Annotated in this window: 14 protein-coding genes and 1 tRNA gene; 9 read left to right on the plus strand and 6 right to left on the minus strand. The window is 63.6% G+C overall.

Translation table 11 applies throughout. The features are described from left to right. Positions 1-94 precede the first annotated feature (94 nt). The 4 genes from CS006_RS02850 to metG form a co-directional block, all read right to left on the minus strand. Positions 95-949 carry a class II glutamine amidotransferase gene (locus CS006_RS02850; protein ID WP_100510240.1) on the minus strand — a complete coding sequence of 285 codons (855 nt, stop codon included), beginning with the start codon at positions 947-949 and terminating at the stop codon, positions 95-97. Between the two features lie 57 nt (positions 950-1,006). Continuing rightward, on the minus strand, positions 1,007-3,379 hold the full coding sequence (locus CS006_RS02855) for a KUP/HAK/KT family potassium transporter (protein ID WP_100510241.1): 2,373 nt from the start codon (positions 3,377-3,379) through the stop codon (positions 1,007-1,009). A 507-nt stretch (positions 3,380-3,886) separates the two neighbouring features. Next, complete coding sequence (locus CS006_RS02860) at positions 3,887-4,837, minus strand: TatD family hydrolase (RefSeq protein ID WP_100510242.1); 951 nt, start codon at positions 4,835-4,837, stop codon at positions 3,887-3,889. Between the two features lie 605 nt (positions 4,838-5,442). Further along, the gene (gene metG / locus CS006_RS02865) at positions 5,443-7,314 is read right to left on the minus strand and encodes a methionine--tRNA ligase (protein ID WP_100510243.1); all 1,872 of its coding nucleotides are present in this window, start codon (positions 7,312-7,314) and stop codon (positions 5,443-5,445) included. Positions 7,315-7,651: 337 nt separating this feature from the next. Here metG and CS006_RS02870 point away from each other — a divergent pair, with 337 nt between their 5' ends. Both CS006_RS02870 and CS006_RS02875 read left to right on the plus strand, forming a co-directional pair. Continuing rightward, positions 7,652-8,392, plus strand: coding sequence for a hypothetical protein (locus CS006_RS02870; RefSeq protein WP_100510244.1), 741 nt, complete (start codon positions 7,652-7,654; stop codon positions 8,390-8,392). An 89-nt stretch (positions 8,393-8,481) separates the two neighbouring features. After that, positions 8,482-8,829: a variant leucine-rich repeat-containing protein gene (locus CS006_RS02875; RefSeq protein ID WP_243386628.1), complete on the plus strand. Its 348-nt coding sequence runs from the start codon at positions 8,482-8,484 to the stop codon at positions 8,827-8,829. A 56-nt stretch (positions 8,830-8,885) separates the two neighbouring features. Here CS006_RS02875 and rsmI read toward each other — a convergent pair whose 3' ends face one another. Next, a complete protein-coding gene (gene rsmI / locus CS006_RS02880) occupies positions 8,886-9,917 on the minus strand; it encodes a 16S rRNA (cytidine(1402)-2'-O)-methyltransferase (protein WP_100510245.1) in 1,032 nt (343 codons plus the stop codon). Positions 9,918-10,122: 205 nt separating this feature from the next. Between rsmI and CS006_RS02885 the strand changes: the two genes are divergently transcribed. From CS006_RS02885 to CS006_RS02915, 7 genes are all read left to right on the plus strand, one after another. Continuing rightward, on the plus strand, positions 10,123-12,360 hold the full coding sequence (locus CS006_RS02885) for an RNA degradosome polyphosphate kinase (protein ID WP_100510246.1): 2,238 nt from the start codon (positions 10,123-10,125) through the stop codon (positions 12,358-12,360). A gap of 295 nt (positions 12,361-12,655) precedes the next feature. Further along, positions 12,656-13,720, plus strand: a complete 1,065-nt coding sequence (locus CS006_RS02890; protein WP_100510247.1) for an NUDIX hydrolase — start codon at positions 12,656-12,658, stop codon at positions 13,718-13,720. Next, positions 13,710-14,423, plus strand: a complete 714-nt coding sequence (locus CS006_RS02895; protein ID WP_100510248.1) for a thymidine phosphorylase — start codon at positions 13,710-13,712, stop codon at positions 14,421-14,423. Before CS006_RS02890 ends, CS006_RS02895 begins: the two co-directional genes overlap by 11 nt. 314 nt (positions 14,424-14,737) lie before the next feature. Next, positions 14,738-14,811, plus strand: a tRNA-Lys gene (locus tag CS006_RS02900). A gap of 335 nt (positions 14,812-15,146) precedes the next feature. Continuing rightward, positions 15,147-16,541 (plus strand): THUMP-like domain-containing protein, encoded by a 1,395-nt coding sequence (locus tag CS006_RS02905; protein WP_207759988.1) that lies wholly within the window; start codon positions 15,147-15,149, stop codon positions 16,539-16,541. A 101-nt stretch (positions 16,542-16,642) separates the two neighbouring features. After that, positions 16,643-17,833: a pyridoxal phosphate-dependent aminotransferase gene (locus tag CS006_RS02910; RefSeq protein ID WP_100510250.1), complete on the plus strand. Its 1,191-nt coding sequence runs from the start codon at positions 16,643-16,645 to the stop codon at positions 17,831-17,833. 406 nt (positions 17,834-18,239) lie between these two features. Continuing rightward, positions 18,240-19,172 (plus strand): hypothetical protein, encoded by a 933-nt coding sequence (locus CS006_RS02915; protein WP_100510251.1) that lies wholly within the window; start codon positions 18,240-18,242, stop codon positions 19,170-19,172. A 431-nt stretch (positions 19,173-19,603) separates the two neighbouring features. Here the strand turns inward: CS006_RS02915 and CS006_RS02920 are convergent, their stop codons facing one another. Further along, positions 19,604-20,347 (minus strand): DUF5336 domain-containing protein, encoded by a 744-nt coding sequence (locus CS006_RS02920; protein ID WP_100510252.1) that lies wholly within the window; start codon positions 20,345-20,347, stop codon positions 19,604-19,606. Positions 20,348-20,362: the final 15 nt, after the last annotated feature.

Genomic DNA, 20,362 nt, shown 5'->3' on the forward strand with positions numbered 1-20,362 from the left:
TTCGACGACGTGTGAGAGCGCCTATACGAATAATCGATAGGACGCGATAGGAAAGCGGCGGCCTCCGGCTGCGGTTGTGGCGACCGCGCGCCGGCTACAGCTCCTCGATATGGTATTCGCCGGTGCGGTTGGACGCGATGATCATGTGGTTGTTCGGCAGGGTCTTCCAGCCGTCGCGGTCGCGCTGCTCGAAACCGGAGCTGGCGGCCACCACGCCGCCGCCCGCAAGCTCGCGGTAGCGGATGCGGCGGTAGTCGGCCGCATGCTCGGCCTGGCCGTAGCGCGCATACAGCTCCTCGATCTCCTTTTCGGGCTTGAGGCTGCCGACCGCGTGCACGCAGATGTATTCGTCGCCGGTCTGGATCATGCAGTTGTACGACGAGCGCGGGCACAGGCCGCGCAGGTCGGCGATGGCCTCGCGGGCCGCCGCCGGCAGTTCGAGACCCTTGTGGTAGTAGGACAGCACGAGCGCGAAATACACGGCGGAATCGCTTTTGCCGCCGGTGCGCAGCATGTCGAGCTCGGAGACGGGCTTGCTGGGCGCGCGCACGATGTTGCGCTGGTTGAGGTCGCTGATGTCGCCGTTGTGGATGAACGAGACGCCGTCGGCGAAGAACGGCTGCTGGTTCTCCATGATCAGCGGCAGGTTCGACGATGCGAGGCGCAGATGGTACAGGCCTCCGCGGGCGCCCTGGCATTCGATGGAGCGGAACACGGGGTCGGCGTAGGCCGACGACGTGGACTTGTAGATGCTCACGTTGGCCGATGGCGTGGGCGCGCCGCCGTCCTGGATGCCGGCCGGCTCCGACGGATCGGTGATCAGCGCGGCGCCCCATCCGTCGTTGTGGATGATCGCCATCTGCTGGAACGTCTCAAGCTGCGAGGACGTCAAAACGTCGTCGAGGCTCTGATTGTCACCCGAGGTCGCGTATCCCAACAGTCTGCACATAAACACCTACGATACCGTCTGCCGGCCGCAAATCGCCAATGTCGTTATAGCCGTTGTCTATAGCGCGGCCGTGGACCGGTCGGCCGCGCGCGACGCCTGTTTTCCGCGGCCGACGCTTGACGCGGGCCGCAGCTCGAAGTTCGGCCTCGCATACTCGTGGCTTTCGCGGGCCGAGATCTCGGCGGCGCGGGCGTTCTCCTCCTCGTCGCGTTGCTCGGCGCGGATCTCCTGCAACGTGACCGGACGCTTCGGCTTGCGCAGCGCCACACGCTTGAGGGCCGGCACCTTGTGCGTGGAGACAAACAGCGGCTGGATCTCGACGACGGGATTGTACGCCGTCAGACCGAACCACTTGACGGGGTTGCCGGCCACATGACGGATCGCGTACTTCACGCGCAGCGACGTGGCGCCGCGCGACGTTATCTTCGACTCCGGCATGAGGGCCTTGTGCACGAGCACGTACCGGATGGTGCCGATCTCGGGATCGGCGTCGACCTTCGGATAGATGGACGACTGCCGGGGCAGCGTGCCGTCCTTGATGAGGTCGTGCATGATCTGGTGCAGATACGTGGCGACGTTCTGCGAGACCTTGAACCCGAGACGGATGCGCACACGGAACAGGAAGCTCGTGCCGAAGTTCTCCACCGAGTACTCGCGCGTGAACGGGTCGTCGGTCACCTGCACCGACACGGCCCACCATGCGCGGGCGCGCTTCGGATGGTTCGCGAAGATGGAATAGAAGATGTCGGTGTCGAGACGCCTCAGCTCGTTGTCCGACGTCAGATAGACGAGGTTGTCGGCGTAGTACGGGATCTTGAAGTCGCGGTGCAGCGCGTCGAGCGCGGGCAGGAACTCCTTGGGCCACATGTGCCGCCGCTGCGAACGCTCGACCTTCGTGCCCTGGTCCCACGTGTACATGATGCCGAGGATGAGCAGGGTGAGCAGCATGGTGAACCAGCCGCCGTGCAGGAACTTCGACATCGACGCCAGGAAGAACAGGATCTGGATGGCGAGGAACACGATGGCGAACACGATGGCGAACACGCGGCGCTTCCATGCGCACCAGATGTAGGCGGCGAGCAGGATCGTGGTGGTGATCATCGTGACGGTGAGCGCCAGGCCGTAGGCGGCGGTGATGTGCTCGGAGTCGCGGAAGAGCGCGAGCACGGTGATCGTGGCCACGCACAGCACGAGGTTCACGGTGGGGATGTACAGCTGGCCGCGCGTGCGGGCCGGGTAGCGTACCTGCAGATGCGGCATCCAGTTGAGGCTCGTTGCCTCGGAGATCATGGTGAACGCGCCGGTGATGAGGGCCTGCGAGGCGATGACGCCGGCGGCGACGGAAAGGATCACGGCCACGGAACGGATGCTCGGGGTCATCATCTGGAAGAACGGGTTGAGGCTTTTGATGCCGTACAGCTGCTCGTTGCCCTGGTTGCGCAGCATCCACGCGCCCTGGCCGAAGTAGTTGAGCACGAGGGCCACCTTGATGAACGGCCATGTGGCGTAGATGTTGCCGCGGCCCACATGGCCCATGTCGGAGTAGAGCGCCTCGGCGCCGGTGGTCGCGAGGAACACGGTGCCCATGATGGCGAGGCCGGCCTTGTTGGCGGGGTCGAACAGGAACTCGACGCCCAGCCAGGGGTTGAGCGCCTCGAACACCGTCCAGTCGGCCCCGAGGTTCGCGACGCCGACGACGGCGAGGAACGAGAACCAGACCATGACGACGATGCCGAACACCTTGCCGATGCGTTCGGTGCCGCGCGACTGGATGCAGAACAGCACGACGATGATGACCACGGTGATCATGAGCGTCAGATTGGCGTTGCTGTCGAATATCGGCGCGATCTGCGGAATGGTGGTGAGGCCCTCGACTGCGGACGAGATGGACACGGCCGGCGTCAGCACCGAATCGGCGAGGAAGGCGGCGCCGCCGATCATGGCGGGGATGGCCAGCCACTTGCCGTATCGACGGACGAGCGAGAACAGCGCGAAGATACCGCCCTCGCCCTTGTTGTCGATGCGCATGGCGATGAACACGTATTTGATGGTGGTGATCAGCGTGATGGCCCAGAACAGGAGCGACAGCATGCCGAGCACGGCATGGCGGTCGGCGTACTGGATGCCGCCCTGTCCGGAGAGGAACGACTGGGCCATGTACAGCGGCGACGTGCCGATATCGCCGTAGACGACGCCCAACGCGACGATGCACATGCCGAGCTGGATGCGGTTCGGACCGTTCTGCACGTTCCGCCACCATCGTCCCCACGGCGTCTTCGGGGCCTTCGCGGCCTTCTTCTCGGCCTTGGCCGCCTCGCGCTTGGCGCGGGCCGCCTCTTCCCTTTCCTCGGGAGTCATGCTCTGTCGTGATATCTTCGGCGGTTTGACAATCCCCTTGGGGAGCAGCGACCCGGTGTCCTCGGCTGTCATCGGCGTTTTGCTTCGCGCCTTCGATCTGGCTGTCTTCGTCGAACCGGATTTTCCGGTTTTGGGCGAGGCGGTCTTGGCCGGGGAGGATTTGGCTTCCTCCGTCACTTGGAACCTCCAACACTTGCGGTATCAGGAATTCACATCATCCTTACGTTCTCTAATTCGCCACATCACACTACTCCCGCTATGGCGAATTGGTAAATCCAGACGATAGCAAAAAGCGGCAAACGCAGGGGAACGCCATATTTGCCGCAAGATGAATCCAGTGCCGACCAGGTGTTTTTTGCAGAAGATGCCCCAGGTCAAACGTTTTTCGGAACGATTCCGCCGTCAACCGCCGGCGTTGATGCGACAGCCGGCGGCCGGCCGTCGCATGACGCCATACCGGCACGATGCCGGATTACGGTTTGGATACAATGCCGGCGCGGAACACGCGTTCGGCGTGTCGACGGCAGGCCCGGCACGCCGACGGCGAGCGGGAACCACGGCCGTCGCCGGCCGCGCCGGTCAGATGCCGTAGACCCGCTGCGCGTTGGCGCGGGTGATGGCAGCCATCTCGCCGACGGGGATATCAAGCACGTCGGCCATGGCCGTAAGCGTGTACGGCACCATGTACGGCGCGTTCGTGCGGCCGCGATACGGCATGGCGGTGAGATACGGCGCATCGGTCTCCACGAGGATGTGGTCGCGCGGGGTGAGGGAGAGCGCGGCGCGGATGCCCTCGTTGCCCTTGTAGCTCACGGTGCCGGAAAAGCTCAGATACCAGCCCTGTTCGCGGGCGACCTCGCCCATCGCGGCGTCGCCGGAAAACGAGTGGAACACGGTGCGTTCGGGGGCACCGTCCCTGAGGAGGATGTCGATGCAGTCGGCGTGGGCGTCGCGGTCGTGGATTTGCATGGGCAGGTTCAGTTCCTTGGCGAGCGCGATGTGGGCGCGGAACGCCTCGCGCTGGTAGTCGCGGGCGGCGTCGCCGGTGCGGAAGAAGTCGAGGCCGGTCTCGCCGATGCCCACGACGATGTCGGGGTATGCGACGGCGAGACGATGGACCTCGGCGATGGCGTCGTCGAAGGAGATGTCGTGCCAGGGCTTGTACTTGAGTTCGAGACCGTCGGGCCCCTTGGCCCCGCGATGGCCGTGAAGCACGGATTCGTTGGGGTGGATGGCGATGGCCGCCCGGACCCGGTCGGGGAACTGGCGGGCAAGGTCGATGGCGTCCTGAAGATGCGGGTATTCGCAGCCGACGTCGATAATCTGCCGGATGCCGACCGCGGCGGCCATGTCGAGCAGTTCGGCTTCGGAATAGACGGGTACGGGGGGCTGGCCCCTGAGCTCGGCCTCATGGCTCATAGCCTTGGAGAACGGAACGACGGATTTGACGTGCGTATGGTTGTCGATGGTCCATTCGGCGAGGGGTTCGGGGGCGGGCGCCCAATTGCGGTTGCGGTGGTGTTTTGCCATGCCTACCAGTATGGCAGGGGCCTCGAAAATGCGCGGAAATGAAAAACCCGGTGGGGACTGGCCACCGGGTAATCAGAGAAAGGAAGAGAGAAGAAGGGTTCAATTATGCTGATTCAATTATGTTCCGCTTACCGGGTGAATCGACTTCGCCGAACCACCCGCGGGATCATCAGCGGTATTGCTTGCTGACGGTTTATATATAACCACCCGTTTCTGGGCGCAACGATGCGAAAACCTTGGAGTTTTCTGAAAATCCGCGTATCCGTAACGTTCATCTCATGCCTGTGGAAGAGCGCGGAGGGGACGCGGAATCGCAGCGAAAAAAGAAAAGAAGAAGCCCGGCGGGAGAGAAAGCCGCCGGGCTGAGAGAAGAGAGAAGAGAGAAGAAGAAGGGTTCAGTTATCAGATTCGATTGGGAATCTCACCAGCGGTGTTGTCCGCTGACATGTCTTATATAATCACCCGTTCCTTGGAAAGACGATGCAGAAACCTGAATCTTTCCTGAGAATGTGTGACGGAACTGTGAAACACGGGCCCGAACCCCTCGGAATCGGGCCCGTATCGCACGAATTCGATCGCTCATCCAATCACTTGGACTCTTGGACTCACTTGGACTCTTCGGCGAGCTTGGCCTTCTCGGCGGCGAGGCGCTCAGCCTCCTTGGCACGACGGGCGTCGAGCTCGGCCTGGAAGCGGTCAAGCTCCTCCTGCACGGCCTCCTTCGGGATCTTCGCGAAGATGGGCTTCGGCTTCGGCACCTCGGCGCCGACCTCGATGGGCTCGCTCTTCCACGGATGCACGTTCACGCCGAGCTTGTAGTCGCCGGTGATGATCGGGTACTCGAAGCCGGGCTTGTCGAGGTCCTCGACCTCCTCGATGCGCGGCAGCGGGGAGAACACGCCCTTGCCGCCGAGCGCCTCCCACACCTTCTGCGCGGAGTGGGGCAGGAACGGGGCGAGCAGGTGGTTGGCGTCGGAGACGGCCTGTGCGGCGACGTGCAGCACGGTGCCGAGACGGGCGTCGTCGTCCTTGATCTTCCACGGTTCGATGGCGGAGATGTACTTGTTGATCTCGCCGACGATGCGCATGGCCTCGGCCAGGGCGGCCTTCTGGTGATGCTTCTCGATGAGGTTGCCGACGGTGTCGAACGCGGCCTTGGACTCGTCGAGCAGGGCGCGGTCCTGGTCGGTGAGCTTGGACTCGTCGATGGCGGGGATGGCGCCGAAGTTCTTGGCGATGAGGTTGGCCACGCGGTTGACGAGGTTGCCCCATGCGGCGGCGAGCTCCTCGTTGTTGTGGCGCACGAACTCGGCCCACGTGAAGTCGGAGTCGGAGGATTCCGGACCGGCCACGGAGATGTAGTAGCGCACGGCGTCAACGGGGTAGCGGGCGAGGATGTCCTTCACGTAGATGACGATGCCACGCGAGGAGCTGAACTTGCGGCCCTCCATGGTCATGAACTGGGAGGCGACGACCTGCTCGGGCAGGTTCAGCGGACCAAGCGGACCGGTCTCGCCGCCCTTGGAGCCCTGGCCGTTGTAGGCGAGCATCTCGGAGGGCCAGATCTGCGAATGGAAGGTGATGTTGTCCTTGCCCATGAAGTAGTAGCCGGGGGTGGCCGGGTCGTTCCACCAGGCGCGCCAGGCTTCGGGGTCGCCCTTGCGGCGGGCCCACTCGATGGAGGCCGACAGGTAGCCGATCACGGCGTCGAACCACACGTAGAGCTTCTTGTTCGGGTTGTCGATCCAGCCGGCCACCGGCACGGGGATGCCCCAGTCGATGTCACGCGTGATGGCGCGCGGCTTGACCTCCTTGAACAGGCCGATGGAGAACTTGATGGCGTCGGTGCGCCAGCCCTCGCGGGTCTTCAGCCAGGCGAGGTTGGCCTCGGCGAGCGCCGGAAGGTCGAGGAAGAAGTGCTCGGTCTCCTCGAAGCGCGGGGTCTCGCCGTTGATCTTGGAGACGGGGTTGATGAGGTCGATGGGGTCGAGCTCGTTGCCGCAGGCGTCGCACTGGTCGCCACGCGCACCGTCGGTGTGGCAGATCGGGCATTCGCCTTCGATGTAGCGGTCGGGCAGGGTGCGGCCGGTGGACGGCGAGATGGCCACCTGCTGGGTGCCCTTGTAGATGTAGCCGTTCTCCAGGCACTGCTTGAACAGCTCCTGGACCACATGCTCGTGGTTGCCGGTGGTGGTGCGGGTGAACAGGTCGTAGCTCAGGCCCAAGTCGCACAGGTCCTTGGCGATGACGCGGTTGTAGCGGTTGGCGAGCTCCTGGGCGGTGACGCCCTCCTTCTCGGCCTCGACCAGGATCGGGGTGCCGTGCTCGTCGGTGCCGGAGACCATCAGCACGTCATTGCCCTTCATGCGCTCGTAGCGCGCGTAGACATCCGAGGGGACGCCGAAACCGGCGACGTGGCCGATGTGGCGGGGGCCGTTGGCATACGGCCAGGCAACGTTAACAAGAATATGACTCATAACCCTCGATTATCCGCATGGACGTTGACATCAGGCCGCCTCGCGCCGAACGGCGACGACGCGGCGCGAAGCCGTTGATGCGACGGGGTTGTTCCACTTATCCACATTTATGCGAAAGGCGGTCGCGCAGACGTGCCGATGCGGCTAGCGTTCGAACCAAGGGGGCGGCGATATGCCGAGGGAATGCACAGGGAATACACGTTCAACGAGGAATGGAGCGAACATGGCGACCCTATCGAGGACGACAACGATGATGCTTCCGCCGGACGACGGAGCACGGGGAAAACCGGCACGCGCCGGTTCGGCCGTCAGACCGGCGGAGATGATTGAACCGACTATGGCGGTCGAATCGGTCATCATCGATCCGCTGACCCTGCGCAAACGCCGGCGTCTCCCCGAACGGCGGGGATACGCCGAACCGCTGATCACGCTCATCCCATCGGTCGTGTTCATCGACGACATGCCCGGCAGTCTGGGACTGCGCCGCATGGTGGACGACGGCACGCTGTCGTCGCTCGACGAAGGCAGCGCCTATATGGCGCGGGATTCGGCCACGTTGTACGGCCGGGCGGCGATCGCCGACTGCATCGTGCCGTTCGGCTCCATCGCCGCGGGACTGCTCGCATCATGGATATGGCTGGGCGGCCCGTTCCCCGAACGCATCGACCTGATCTCGGGATCGCACTACCGGGCGCTCGCCTACGGACGGCAGGTAAGGGTGTTCCACCGCCAGACGACCGCCGAGCAGGTGATGAAGCTCGGCAAACTGCGGGTGACCTCGCCGGTGCGCACCATATGCGATCTGGCCTGCATGGATGCGGCCGGGCGTGCGAGCATCGACGTGGACGGCACCATCGTCCGGCTGCTGGCCGCCTATGCGATTCCTGCGGCGCTGTGTCTGCAGACGCTGTGGGACAACCAGCGTTGGCCGAACCACGGCGAGGGCGTGGAGACGCTGACGAGAATCCTCGAACGGCAGCAGGCGGGAGCGGAGACGAACCGCGACCACGATTGCGCGACCGACGACGGGCGCGGCAACGAGCGCGACGACACGTCAGGCGACGGAAGCACATCATGAGCCGAGGAAAGGAACGGGAATCCCGACGACGCAGTCGTCGTAGTCGAAACGACAGCATGCCGGGCACACCGCCGAGACGAACGCGACGCATGCGGAGAACCGAGGAATCGGGCAGGGCGGCGGGCAAGGCGCCGAAGTCCACAACGATGCCGAAACGGCTGAAGACCATACGCGGCATCACGATGAACGCGCCGGCCAGACGGCGGCGTGGACTGCAGCCGCCCGCTCCCCCGCTGCGTCTCACCCCGCAGGTGGCCAGCGACCCGCTCACCAACGAGGACGTGCTGTGGCATATCGCCGAGCATGCGCCGGAACTGCGCATGTGGCTGATTGCGAACACGGCGGCGACGCCGGAACTGCTGGAATACGTCTCGCAGGTCGGCGGCCCCGGCGTGGCGCGCGGGTTCGAGGTGCTGTTCTCCTCATTGGAGGAGTGAGCCCGACGGAGCGGGCCGACAGAACGGGTGGAGAAACGAGGCCGGGAAAGCGAGCGCTACTGCCGGATCTTGAGCACGGCGGAATAGACCTGCTTGCGGTTGGCGAGCGAGCCGTCGGGCAGCGGATGCTCCTCGATCACCTCGGCGATGGCGTCCTTGATGCGCAGGCCGTCCTCCAGCGCGCGGTCGATGGCGAGCACGGCGAGCTCCTCAACGCTCAGCGTGGAGGCCGAGTTCTCGCGGGCCTCGTCCTCGGATGCGCCGGCGATGACCAGCACGATCTCGCCACGCGGCGGGTCGTTGATCACGCCGTCGCGAATCTCGGCGATGGAACCGCGGCGAATCTCCTCGTAGTCCTTGGTGAGTTCGCGGGCCAGGGCCATGGCGCGGTCCGGGCCGAATGCGGAGAGCAGGTCGTCCATCGCATCGGCGATGCGATGCGGTGTCTCGTAGAACACGATGGTACGGCGCTCGGACTGCAGCGCACGCAGACGCTGCACACGATCGGAATGCTTACGCGGCATGAAGCCCTCATAGCAGAAGCGGTCGGTCGGCAGGCCGGACAGGGCGAGCGCGTCGAGCACGGCGGACGGTCCGGGCGCACAGGTGACGGGCAGGCCGCGTTCGATGGCGCGGCGCACGATTGACAGGCCGGGATCGTTGATCGTGGGCATGCCGGCGTCGGAGACGACGAGCACGCAGGCGCCGGCCTCGACCTCGTCGAGCAGACCGTCGGACTTGCCGCGTTCGTTGTGGTCGTGGAAGGCCACAACGCGGCCGTTCACGTGGACGCCGAGGCGACGGGCCAGATCGTAGAGGCGGCGCGTGTCCTCGGCGGCGACGATGTCGGCCTGCTCCATCAGGGCGACCAGCCGCGACGAGGCGTCGCCGACGTTGCCGATGGGTGTTGCGGCGAGCACGACCGTGCCGCGGGGAACCGCCACCACACGCAGGCCATCCGGGCCCGCGGCGTCATCGTGGATGCCGGCCGCATCGGCGACCGGCCCGGTGGCATGGTCGTCGACGACGTCATCGCCGGAGATATTGATGGAAGTCTGACTGGGTTCGCCGTGTTTTGCCGAATGCATACCTCCAGTATCCACGACGGGCATACGAGACGCGGAATTTACGCACCGACGCGGCGTGCACGGCCGGCATCGGCGGGCGCGCGCCGGTCGTGCACGCTCACAATCAGGCCATGCGAGGACGGCAATCCGGCAGGAATATGAATTGCCGTTGAATTTTGGCGGGTTACGGGCGGATTACGGCGATATGGATAATAAAGTGGTAGGCATGGCCCAAATATTCAATGCACCTTCAAAGGCGATACTGAAAAGTCAGATCGCGGAGCACATTGCGGAGACTCCGAAAGAGAGCCGCCTCAATCCGAACGCTCCCCACTACGACCCGCTGCCCGACGACCGCTTCTTCGACCGTGAGCTCAGCTGGCTGAAGTTCAACAAGCGAGTTCTGGAGCTCGCCCAGGACGAGTCGCTGCCGGTCCTTGAACGCGCGAACTTCGAGGCGATCTTCGCCTCCAACCTCGACGAGTTCTTCATGGTCCGCGTCGCCGGCCTCAAGCGCCGCATCGACACCGGCCTGGCCGTCACCGCGGCCAGTGGCCTGAGCCCGCGCCAGCAGCTGCGCGCCATCACCGACCAGGCCCACCGCCTGCAGGACGAGCACGCACGCTACGCCATCGAGCACATCCTGCCCGACCTCGCCAAGGAGAACATCGTCCTGCTCAAGTGGAGCCAGCTGACGATCTCCGAGCAGGAGCGCCTGAGCAAGTTCTTCCGCCGTCAGGTCTTCCCCGTGCTGACCCCGCTGGCCGTGGACCCCGCCCACCCGTTCCCCTACATCTCCGGCAACTCGCTGAACCTCGCCGTGATCGTGGAGAACCCGAACTCCGGCAAGTCGCACTTCGCCCGCGTGAAGATCCCCGACAACCTGCCCCGTCTCGTCGCCGTCGACGACCTGACCGAGGACGAGAGCAACAACGTGCGTTACGGCTTCGTGACCATGGAGAACCTGCTCATCGCCCACCTCGAGTCGCTGTTCCCGGGCATGATCATCAAGGAGGCGCGCTCCTTCCGCGTCACCCGCAACGAGGACATCGACGTCGAAGAGGACGATGCCGAGAACCTGCTCAACGCCATGGAGAAGGAGCTGCTGCGCCGCCGCTTCGGACCGCCGATCCGTCTGGAGATCTCCGACGCCACCAGCCCGTTCCTCTCGCATCTGCTCGCCGACCAGCTCGGCGTGAGCGACGACGAGGTCTACCGTCTGCCGGCCCCGCTCGACATGACGGTGCTCTTCGAGCTCGGCGCCATCGACCGCGCCGACCTGAAGTTCCCGAAGTTCATCCCGACGACGAACCGCCAGATCGCCGAGGTCGAGTCGAGCCGCGCGCAGGACATCTTCGCCGCCATCCGCGAGCGCGACGTGCTGCTGCACCACCCCTACGACTCGTTCTCCACGTCGTTCCAGGCGTTCCTCGCGCAGGCCGCCGCCGACCCGAAGGTGCTGGCCATCAAGCAGACGCTGTACCGCACCAGCTCGAACTCGCCGATCATCGACGCCCTTATCGACGCCGCCCATGCGGGCAAGCAGGTGCTGGCGCTGGTGGAGATCAAGGCGCGCTTCGACGAGGACGCCAACATCGCCTGGGCCCGCAAGCTCGAGCGCGCCGGCGTGCACGTGGTGTACGGCATCGTGGGTCTGAAGACCCACTGCAAGCTGTGCCTCGTCGTGCGTCAGGAGGCCGACGGCCTCAAGCGCTACTGCCACGTGGGCACGGGTAACTACAACCCGAAGACCGCCCGCCTGTACACCGACCTCGGCCTGCTCACCTGCGACCCGGTCGTCGGCCAGGATCTGACCCGCCTGTTCAACCAGCTGAGCGGCTACGCGCCGAAGTCGAGCTTCCACCGCCTGCTTGTCGCCCCGCGCACCATCCGCACCGGTCTCATCGAGCGCATCCAGCGCGAGGAGGCCGCGGCACGCGCCGGCAAGGAGGCCTGGATCAAGATCAAGGTCAACTCCATCGTCGACGAGAAGACCATCGACGCGCTGTACCGTGCATCGCAGGCCGGCGTGAAGATCGACATCGTCGAGCGTGGCATCTGCGCGCTGAAGCCCGGTGTGCCCGGCATGAGCGAGAACATCCGCGTGCATTCCGTGCTCGGACGCTTCCTCGAGCACAGCCGCATCTACGCGTTCGCGAACTCCGCGGGCCCGCAGATCGGCGAGGGCCCAGCCTCCGGCCCCGAGGTGTGGATCGGTTCGGCCGATCTGATGCACCGCAACCTCGACCGTCGAGTCGAGGCGCTGGTGCGCATCACCGCGCCGGAGCAGATAGAGGAGCTCATCAAGTACGTGGACTTCCAGATGGCCGACACCACCAGCTCGTGGCACATGCAGCCGGACGGCACCTATGTGCGTCATTCGCGTGACGCCGAGGGCAAGCCGCTGGTCGACAGCCAGGAGGCGCTCATCAAGAAGCACACGCGTCGCCGCCGTGGCAACTGACGAAGCTGCGAAAACCTATTCGCACATAATCCTCACGTCAATTGATTGACGCAAGGATTTTCATAACGTTGCGGTCACATTTTCGGGATGTCATCCCGTAATGTGACCGCAACGTTTTTCGTTCCAAATACAAGGAAAACGCCTTCCGCGCATCATCGTCGTCCCATATGCTGGCATCCGCCGGTCATCGACCGATGATTTTTCGAATTACGATAGGAGCTGCCCGACACGGTCGCGTCGTCACCGACGCCCACGACCAGGCCGGAGAATTTATCACTCAATCAAAGGACAGATCATGAGTACTACGGTCGTCGAGGCAGCCGGCGGCATAGTGTACCGCTGGCGCGATGATGCGGAGATTCTCGGCAGGGGGGATTCCGACGCGGACCTCGCCCTGGAGCATCTTGAACTCTGCGTGGTGCACCGTCCCAAATACAACGATTGGAGCTGGCCGAAGGGCAAGCTCGAGAACAACGAATCGCACCGCCACGCCGCCGTGCGCGAAATCGGCGAGGAAACCGGTCTGGCGGTCGCGCTCGGCGCCTACCTCGGCGAGATCGAATACCCGCTCGAGGACGAGGGCAAGGCGAAGATGCACCGCATCGATCCACGCAAGCCCCGCAAGCACGTATGCTACTGGATCGCCTCGCTCATCGACTCCGAAACGGCGATGAAGCGCCGCTACGCTTTCGGCCCCATCAACACCGACCCCAACGAGGTGGACAACGTCGAATGGCTCTCCCCTGCGGACGCGCGGCACAAGCTCACGCATCCGCTCGACCGCGGCATCCTCGACGAATTCGTACGCAAGGTGCGCGACGGCATCCTGCATTCGAAGATGTTCCTGCTCATCCGCCACGGCAAGGCGGAAAGCCGCAAGTTCTGGGGCGGCACCGACGCCGACCGGCCGCTGACGCCGCTCGGCTCGGCCGCCGCGTTCGCCCTGACGCGCGAAATCGCATGCTTCGGCATCAACCGACTCGTCACCTCGCCATGGAGGCGCTGCATCGGCACCATCCAGACGTTCGCATGGCAGACCGGCCTGCCGGTGAATCTGGCCGACGACCTGACCGAGGACGCGTTCGCCGACCATCCCGATTCGGCATGGGACTGCATTCATCACGAGATGGAGATCACGCTGCGCACCGGGCAGACGACGGCCGTGTGCATGCACCGGCCGGTCATCGGCGGCGTGTTCAACCACATGCGGGAACTGTGCACGCGAAAGTCGCTGGCGAAGAAGCTTCCGGCGAAAACGCCGTATATGGCGACCGGGCATGCCGTGGTCTTTAATATCATTGATTCGGAAAACGGTCCGCAGATCATCGATATTCAGAAGGTAAGCCCTATTGTCTACTAACTCCTCCGCATACGGTTCCTCCTCCGTCCGCGCCGCCGGCTCGGGCTTCGCGGCGTCCGGACGGTTCACGCGTCCGGCGCAGCTCGACCCGGCGCTGGTGGAGCATCTCGCCGGCGGCGTCGACCCTCAGCGGCTGAGCGAGATCAGCCATACGACGGCCGCGTCGCTGCTCGACCGCGTGCATCATACGCAGGACCCGCAGGTCGTTGAGCGTGTGCTCACGCTCGTCGAGCATGAAGGCGTCGACCTGGTGGCCGAACTGTGGAGCGAGGGAGACCCGGATTCGCTGCCGGGCGTGCTGTGGCGACTGTACATGCTGCGCACGTGGATGCATCGCAACCGCGAGTCCATTTCGCGTCTGTGGCGCGTGGGCGAGCCGGTTGCGGGCGTCTCCTCCGCCATCGCCGGCGTCGATCAGGCGCCGACCGCGGAAGACATCGCCCGAACGGCGGATTCGATTCTCTCCGGCGCGTTCGTCGGCGACTTCGCCGTGGCGTTGGAGCGTGCGAGCGCCTTCTGCTCGGTGATTTCGGCGGGGCTTATGGCCGAGGCTCGCCGCCGCCAGGAGCGGGCGGCCGAGCTCGGCGAGTCCGCGGCGAACACCGGTGCCGCGCACTTCGTCAAGACGGCGAAGTCGCTGCATGGCACGGCCACGGATTTCCTCAAGGGCGCCAAGCTCTGGCGCGAAGGCCGGTTGGAGTAGGGATTGGCTTGCAGGCGGCATTTCGGCCGCGATGCCGCCGTGCGCGAACACTCGCGTTTGGCGATGCGGCCGCCATGCCGTACACTGGTAGCCGCGTCGGGCCGTGCATTGCCCCGGGCTCCATTTTTTGCCGCCGAGAGCGGCCCTTGCGCCGACAGGCGCATTCACGGTCTGGCGCTTCCCCTTATCGTTTATTTATCGCCTCTTTTCTTTCTGTGTTTTTTCTCTTTTCCGATGTGCGTTCGGCAAAGCGATGCGCTTCCGCATCGGAATTTGCATTTTTCCGACGCATGGCTGTATGATGGCATGTCGTTGCCCCTCTAGCTCAATTGGTTAGAGCAGCGTCCTTTTAAGTCGTGGGTTGTGGGTTCGAGTCCCACGGGGGGCACATATGGAAAGAGCCGGCTGATAAATAGCCGGCTCTTTCCATATGTGCCCAAAGGGCTGCGCCGTTAAGCAAACAGTCCAGTGGACTGTTTGTAGGTGCAGCGAGCGCGATTCATCGAGCGCGAGGTGAAAAATACGTCTGCCGCAAGGCAGTCCTCCCGAGACATGCGCCGTTAAGCAAACAGTCCAGTGGACTGTTTGTAGGCGCAGGGCGCGCGACCACATCGAGCGTGCCGAAGGGGAATATGCCTGCCGCAAGGCAGTCCACTTGATGAAAGAGCCGGCTGATAAATAGCCGGCTCTTCCCATATGTGCCCTGTCATCTACAATGTTGGCGTGGATATCAGCCCTGAAACTCGTGAATTCATCCGTGCGCATCGCGATGGCGACGTGCGCGATCTGGCGTTGCATGCCAAGGCCGGCGACGGCGTCGACATGACGACCGCGCTGGAGCAGATCGACGGATGGCAACGCGCGCGGACGAAACTTCTCGATTGGACCGCGCATGACGGCATCATCTATCCGCCGCATATTTCGATGGAGCAGTGCTCGTCGCAGACGACTGCGCTGTACAAGGCGGATGTGGCCCGGCGACTGATGGCCTCGGCCGATCCTACGGGAAACGGCACGACGACGCCTTTCGATACGGCGGCATCGCCGGCCGACACGACGCTCATCGATCTGACCGGCGGCTTCGGCGTGGATTTCTCATATATGGCGCGCGCGTTTTCTCGGGGCATATACGTGGAGCGACAGTCGCATCTGTGCGAGGTCGCCGAGCATAATATGGCGGCGCTGGGATTGACGAGCGTTCGTGTCGTCAACGCGGATTCGACGAAGATCATCGTGACGGGCGCATACGATGCGGATCCGTCCGTCACGATGATCTTCGTCGATCCGGCGCGGCGCGATTCGCATGGTGCGCGAACGTATGCCATCGCCGACTGCACTCCCGATGTCATCGCGTTGGAGCCGCTGCTGCTCGACCGTGCCCGATACGTGATGGTGAAGCTCTCCCCCATGCTTGACTGGCGCAAGGCCGTGCATGACCTTGGCGGCGTCGAATTCGTGCGCGAGGTGCATATCGTTTCGACGGGCAACGAATGCAAGGAGCTGCTTATCGTGCTGGGAGGGTCGTCGGATGAGCATGTCGGTGACGGCGATGGCAGCGACGGCGACGGCATCAACGCAGACAATCGTCATATTCGCATGTATTGCGTCAATGATTCGAATATAGTCGAATATCATATTGATGAATCCGGTGAGATCATCGATATCGGCAACGATGACGAAAACATCGACGACGCCGAGAATGCGATCGCCGATGACGCCGATTCGGCGGACGCCGGTGCAACGGATGACGCCGAATACCGATACCTCTACGAGCCGAACGCCTCGATCATGAAGGCCGGCTGCTTCACGCTTATCGAACGGCGATACGGCGTACGGCAGATCGGCGCGAACAGCCATCTGTTCGTATCGGACCGACCCGTCACCGACTTCCCCGGCCGCGCATTCGCCGTCGACGCCGTGACCGGCATGGGCAAGCGCGAGCTCAAGACCGTGCTTGCCGGCGTCACGCATGCGAACATCGCCACGCGGAACTTCCCGATGAACGTGGCGGCGCTTCGCAGGAAGCTCAAGGTCAAGGACGGCGGCAGCACGTATATCTTCGCGACGACCGACGCGGAACGACATCATGTGCTGCTGATTACGCGGAAGATGCGATGAAACGTTCGTCGCGTCATGGTAAAACGGCAAGCACTGGGATACGCGCATAACGCATACGCACGGGAAACGTGCGGAAAATACGTAGAGAACAGGAGCATGGAATGATCAACGAGGATTACAAGGCGATGCTTGGCGGCAAGTCCGTCATCCGCGAACTGAGCGAATACGCGACCGCGCGCGGCAAGCAGATCGGCTACGAGAACGTGTTCGACTACAGCCTCGGCAATCCGAGCGTGCCCGCCCCCGCCGCGTTCACCGACGCGATGGTCGACCTGTATGCGCACGGCGATCCGGTGGCCATCCACGGCTACTCCCCCTCGCTCGGCATCCCCGAGGTGAAGGACGCCATCGCCGAATCGTTGAACGCGCGCTTCGGCATGGACTACACCGGCAACCACATCTTCCCCACCACGGGCGCGGCCGGCGCGCTCGCCCACGCCATGCGCGCGGTGACGAAGCCGGGCGACGAGATCATCACGTTCGCGCCGTACTTCCCCGAATACCAGCCATACGTCAAGGGCACAGGAGCCCACCTGACCATCGTTCCGGCAGACACGGAGAACTTCCAAATCAACTTCGAGGCGTTCGAGAAGGCGCTGAACCCCGGCGTCATGGCCGTGCTCATCAATACGCCGAACAACCCCTCGGGCGCCGTGTATTCCGCCGAGACTCTGGAGAAGCTGGCCGGCATCCTGCGCGCCAAGCAGACGGAATACGGCCACGACATCTTCCTCATCAGCGACGAGCCGTACCGCGAGATCGTGTTCGACGGCGGTGTGCAGGCGTATCCATCGAAGTACTACGACAACACGCTCAGCTGCTACTCGTGGTCGAAGTCGCTTTCGCTGCCGGGCGAGCGCATCGGCTATGTGGCTGTGAACCCCGCGGCCACGGACGCCGACCTGCTCGTGCCGATGATGGGTCAGATCTCGCGCGGCACCGGCCACAACTGCCCGCCGAGCTCGATCCAGCTGGGCGTCTCCAAGGTGCTCGACAAGACCGCCGACCTTTCCGTGTACGAGACGAACATGAACCTGCTGTACGACGCCCTGACCGGCATCGGATTCGACGTGGTGCGCCCCGGCGGCACGTTCTACATCTTCCCCAAGGCCCTCGAGGACGACGCGACCGCATTCTGCCTCAAGGCCAAGGAGCACGACCTCATCCTCGTGCCGTCCGACAGCTTCGGCGTGCCCGGCTACTTCCGCATGGCCTACTGCATCGACACCGAGAAGGTGAAGCGCTCGATTCCGGCGCTGGAGAAGTTCGCCCACGAGGAATACGGACTGTGAATCGGTACGTAATGGAGCGTCATCGGCCGATTGGCAGACTCGACGTATTGATATACGCCTTTGTCTCCCATTCGGCCGATGCCACACGCATTACGCACCAATTCACCTGCGGTACGTAGGCAGATGCCGCCGTCGCGCCGCCATGACCGTATGACACCGCAAATCGGCTCGTGACGCGTGCGGCATTCGCAGGGCGGAAGGCGAAGGCGTATTCAAATACGTCGAGTCTTCAGCCGTGCGAATGACGCTCCGTCACGAGCCGATTTCAGGTTTCGTTCAGGAAGCTTTCACGATACATCGGCAAAAGTCGCAGGGGATGTTGCGTAACGGTCCAGTCGGCCTTGCGGCGGGCGTCGTTTACTGAGAATCAGCAGTACAACGAATGTTCCCCGCTCCAAGGAAGTGCATGATGACCGACAACGCCCCCAACGCAATCAACACCAATCCCGATCCCAATGTCGCCAACGCGACCGGCACCGGCAAAGCGGACGGCCGCGAGACCGACGACCCCCAGACGGTCGTGCTGGATCCCCAGGCGAAGAAGGCGCAGGAGGCACCGACCGAAACCGTGCAGCCGGCGCGGCCGATTCCCTCGGCGGACGCCCAACAGAACGCAGGGCGGAACGCGAGCCCGTCGGCGTTCGGCGCGCAGACGGCACAGGCACAAGCACAGACGGCACAGCCGCAGCAGTCATACCAGCAGCCCGCAACGCAGACGCAGCAGACGTATGCGGCTCCGGCATATGCCGGAACAGACGCATCGTATGCCACGCCGGCGAATTCATCGGCGGCCGCGCAGTCGCAGCCGTCCGCGGCCGGCCAGTATCAGTCGGCGCAATACCAGACGGCCGCCTATCAGACGCCGCAATATCAGTACCAGTCGGCGGCGCAGGCCCAGGGCACTACGAACACCACGACACCGAACGGCACGGCATCAAACGACGGTACGGCAACCGGCCCAGCCTTGAAAACGAAGACGAAAACCAAGGGCAAGGGATTGGCGGCGATCACCGAACTGAAGGGCCGCAGCCTCGCACTGGTGGCGGCGATCGCACTGGTGTGCGGTCTGCTGGGCGGATTCGGCGGCTCGTACATATTCTCGCAGACGCATAAGCCCGGCAATATGCCCGGATACGGACGCTCGATGCAGATGCCGGGATATGGCAACGGCAACGGATACAGCAACGGTTCGGGAACCAACGGATACAGCGGCTCCGGCTCCAACTCCGGGTCCGATTCCAATTCCGGCTCCGGCTCGAGTTCCGATTCCGGCAGCTCGAACGGTTCCGGCAGCAGCTACGGCTCCTCCTACAGCCAGTCCAGCGGCGACGTCATGTGATCCGCATTCATGAACCATCCGAGCGGCATCCGTCGGTTGGGATCATGGAAATCACGGAAAGGGGCGGCTTCCTCATCTGGGAAGTCGCCCCTTTCGCATGCCCGCCTTTCATGCCATCCGTGCCAGTCCTTGTTTTCCGTGACGGTTTGTGAGACGGCGGCCACAATGCGGCCCGAACGATGGATTGCGTTGCAATATCAGCGTTTTGCATCGCAGTCCATGAACAATACAACGCGTTCATTTTCAAAACGTTGGAATCATGCGGTTTTGTAATCTCCAATCGTCATTCGTCGATGGATTCGGCAGCATTTTCCCCGATATGCATCGCAATCCATGAGATTGCCGCCGATATCGATGGAGCGCATCGGCTTTTCAGTGTTTTTACATCCAAATCCATCGGTCGTGCGGATGACGCTTCATCGCACGGTGATTCATTCGATGGTGTTGATGGTGCCGCCCCACGAATGCTGCAGCTTTTCGATTTTGCTTTGCTCGCCGACGAGAATCCACTGCTTGCCGATGAGCATGGCGTATTTGGTGGAGCCGACCTCGCCGGAGTATTGGTCGAGGAGCTTGGAGGCCTGGGTGGCGAGCGGGGCCTTGTAGAGGCCGATGGCGGAGGTGTTGTCGAAGATGGCGTAGGCGACGCGGGTCTGCTTGCACAGGTAGATGGCCTTGACGCCGGGGTATTGGCTGGCGTTGACGCTTTGCCATTTGGTGGTGCAGGCGCCGAATACGCCTTCGACGCCGCTCTGCATTTCCTCGGTGTTGCTGATGGGGGCCTCATCGCGGACCTCGGGCTTGACGACGCCTTCGGAGAACAGATTGCTGGTGACGAGGCCGGCGCACATCATGAGCAGGGCGAGAACGATGGCGAGAATGCCCCATGACGAAGCGCCGCTGCGGCGTCGGCCGGCCGGCGCGGTGACGCGGGCAAGAATGACGAGGATGAGCGTAAGCACGGCGAGGACGCCGGCGACGATGGTCCATGTGGTGAGCGTCTGGTCTTTGACGACGGGGACCATCTGCGGGGCGATGCCGCGGATGGCGACGGCGAGACCGGCGAGCACCACGAGAATGCCGGCGATGGCGCAGAGCGGGTTCCATGGGTTGGCTCGGCGGCGCATGCCGCGATGCGAACGGCGGTTGTCTTCTCCGGCGTGATATGTGACCATGACGGTTCCCCTTCG

The organism is Bifidobacterium primatium, from assembly GCF_002802875.1.
In the GTDB taxonomy this organism is placed as follows: domain Bacteria; phylum Actinomycetota; class Actinomycetes; order Actinomycetales; family Bifidobacteriaceae; genus Galliscardovia; species Galliscardovia primatium.

What these genes read in the sequence shown, in the direction of transcription:
- CS006_RS02850 (WP_100510240.1), bottom strand. Translation starts at nt 949, where the DNA reads ATGTGCAGACTGTTGGGATACGCGACCTCGGGTGACAATCAGAGCCTC.
- CS006_RS02855 (WP_100510241.1), bottom strand. Translation starts at nt 3,379, where the DNA reads ATGACAGCCGAGGACACCGGGTCGCTGCTCCCCAAGGGGATTGTCAAA.
- CS006_RS02860 (WP_100510242.1), bottom strand. Translation starts at nt 4,837, where the DNA reads ATGGCAAAACACCACCGCAACCGCAATTGGGCGCCCGCCCCCGAACCC.
- metG (WP_100510243.1), bottom strand. Translation starts at nt 7,314, where the DNA reads ATGAGTCATATTCTTGTTAACGTTGCCTGGCCGTATGCCAACGGCCCC.
- CS006_RS02870 (WP_100510244.1), top strand. Translation starts at nt 7,652, where the DNA reads ATGGCGGTCGAATCGGTCATCATCGATCCGCTGACCCTGCGCAAACGC.
- CS006_RS02875 (WP_243386628.1), top strand. Translation starts at nt 8,482, where the DNA reads ATGCGGAGAACCGAGGAATCGGGCAGGGCGGCGGGCAAGGCGCCGAAG.
- rsmI (WP_100510245.1), bottom strand. Translation starts at nt 9,917, where the DNA reads ATGCATTCGGCAAAACACGGCGAACCCAGTCAGACTTCCATCAATATC.
- CS006_RS02885 (WP_100510246.1), top strand. Translation starts at nt 10,123, where the DNA reads ATGGCCCAAATATTCAATGCACCTTCAAAGGCGATACTGAAAAGTCAG.
- CS006_RS02890 (WP_100510247.1), top strand. Translation starts at nt 12,656, where the DNA reads ATGAGTACTACGGTCGTCGAGGCAGCCGGCGGCATAGTGTACCGCTGG.
- CS006_RS02910 (WP_100510250.1), top strand. Translation starts at nt 16,643, where the DNA reads ATGATCAACGAGGATTACAAGGCGATGCTTGGCGGCAAGTCCGTCATC.
- CS006_RS02915 (WP_100510251.1), top strand. Translation starts at nt 18,240, where the DNA reads ATGATGACCGACAACGCCCCCAACGCAATCAACACCAATCCCGATCCC.
- CS006_RS02920 (WP_100510252.1), bottom strand. Translation starts at nt 20,347, where the DNA reads ATGGTCACATATCACGCCGGAGAAGACAACCGCCGTTCGCATCGCGGC.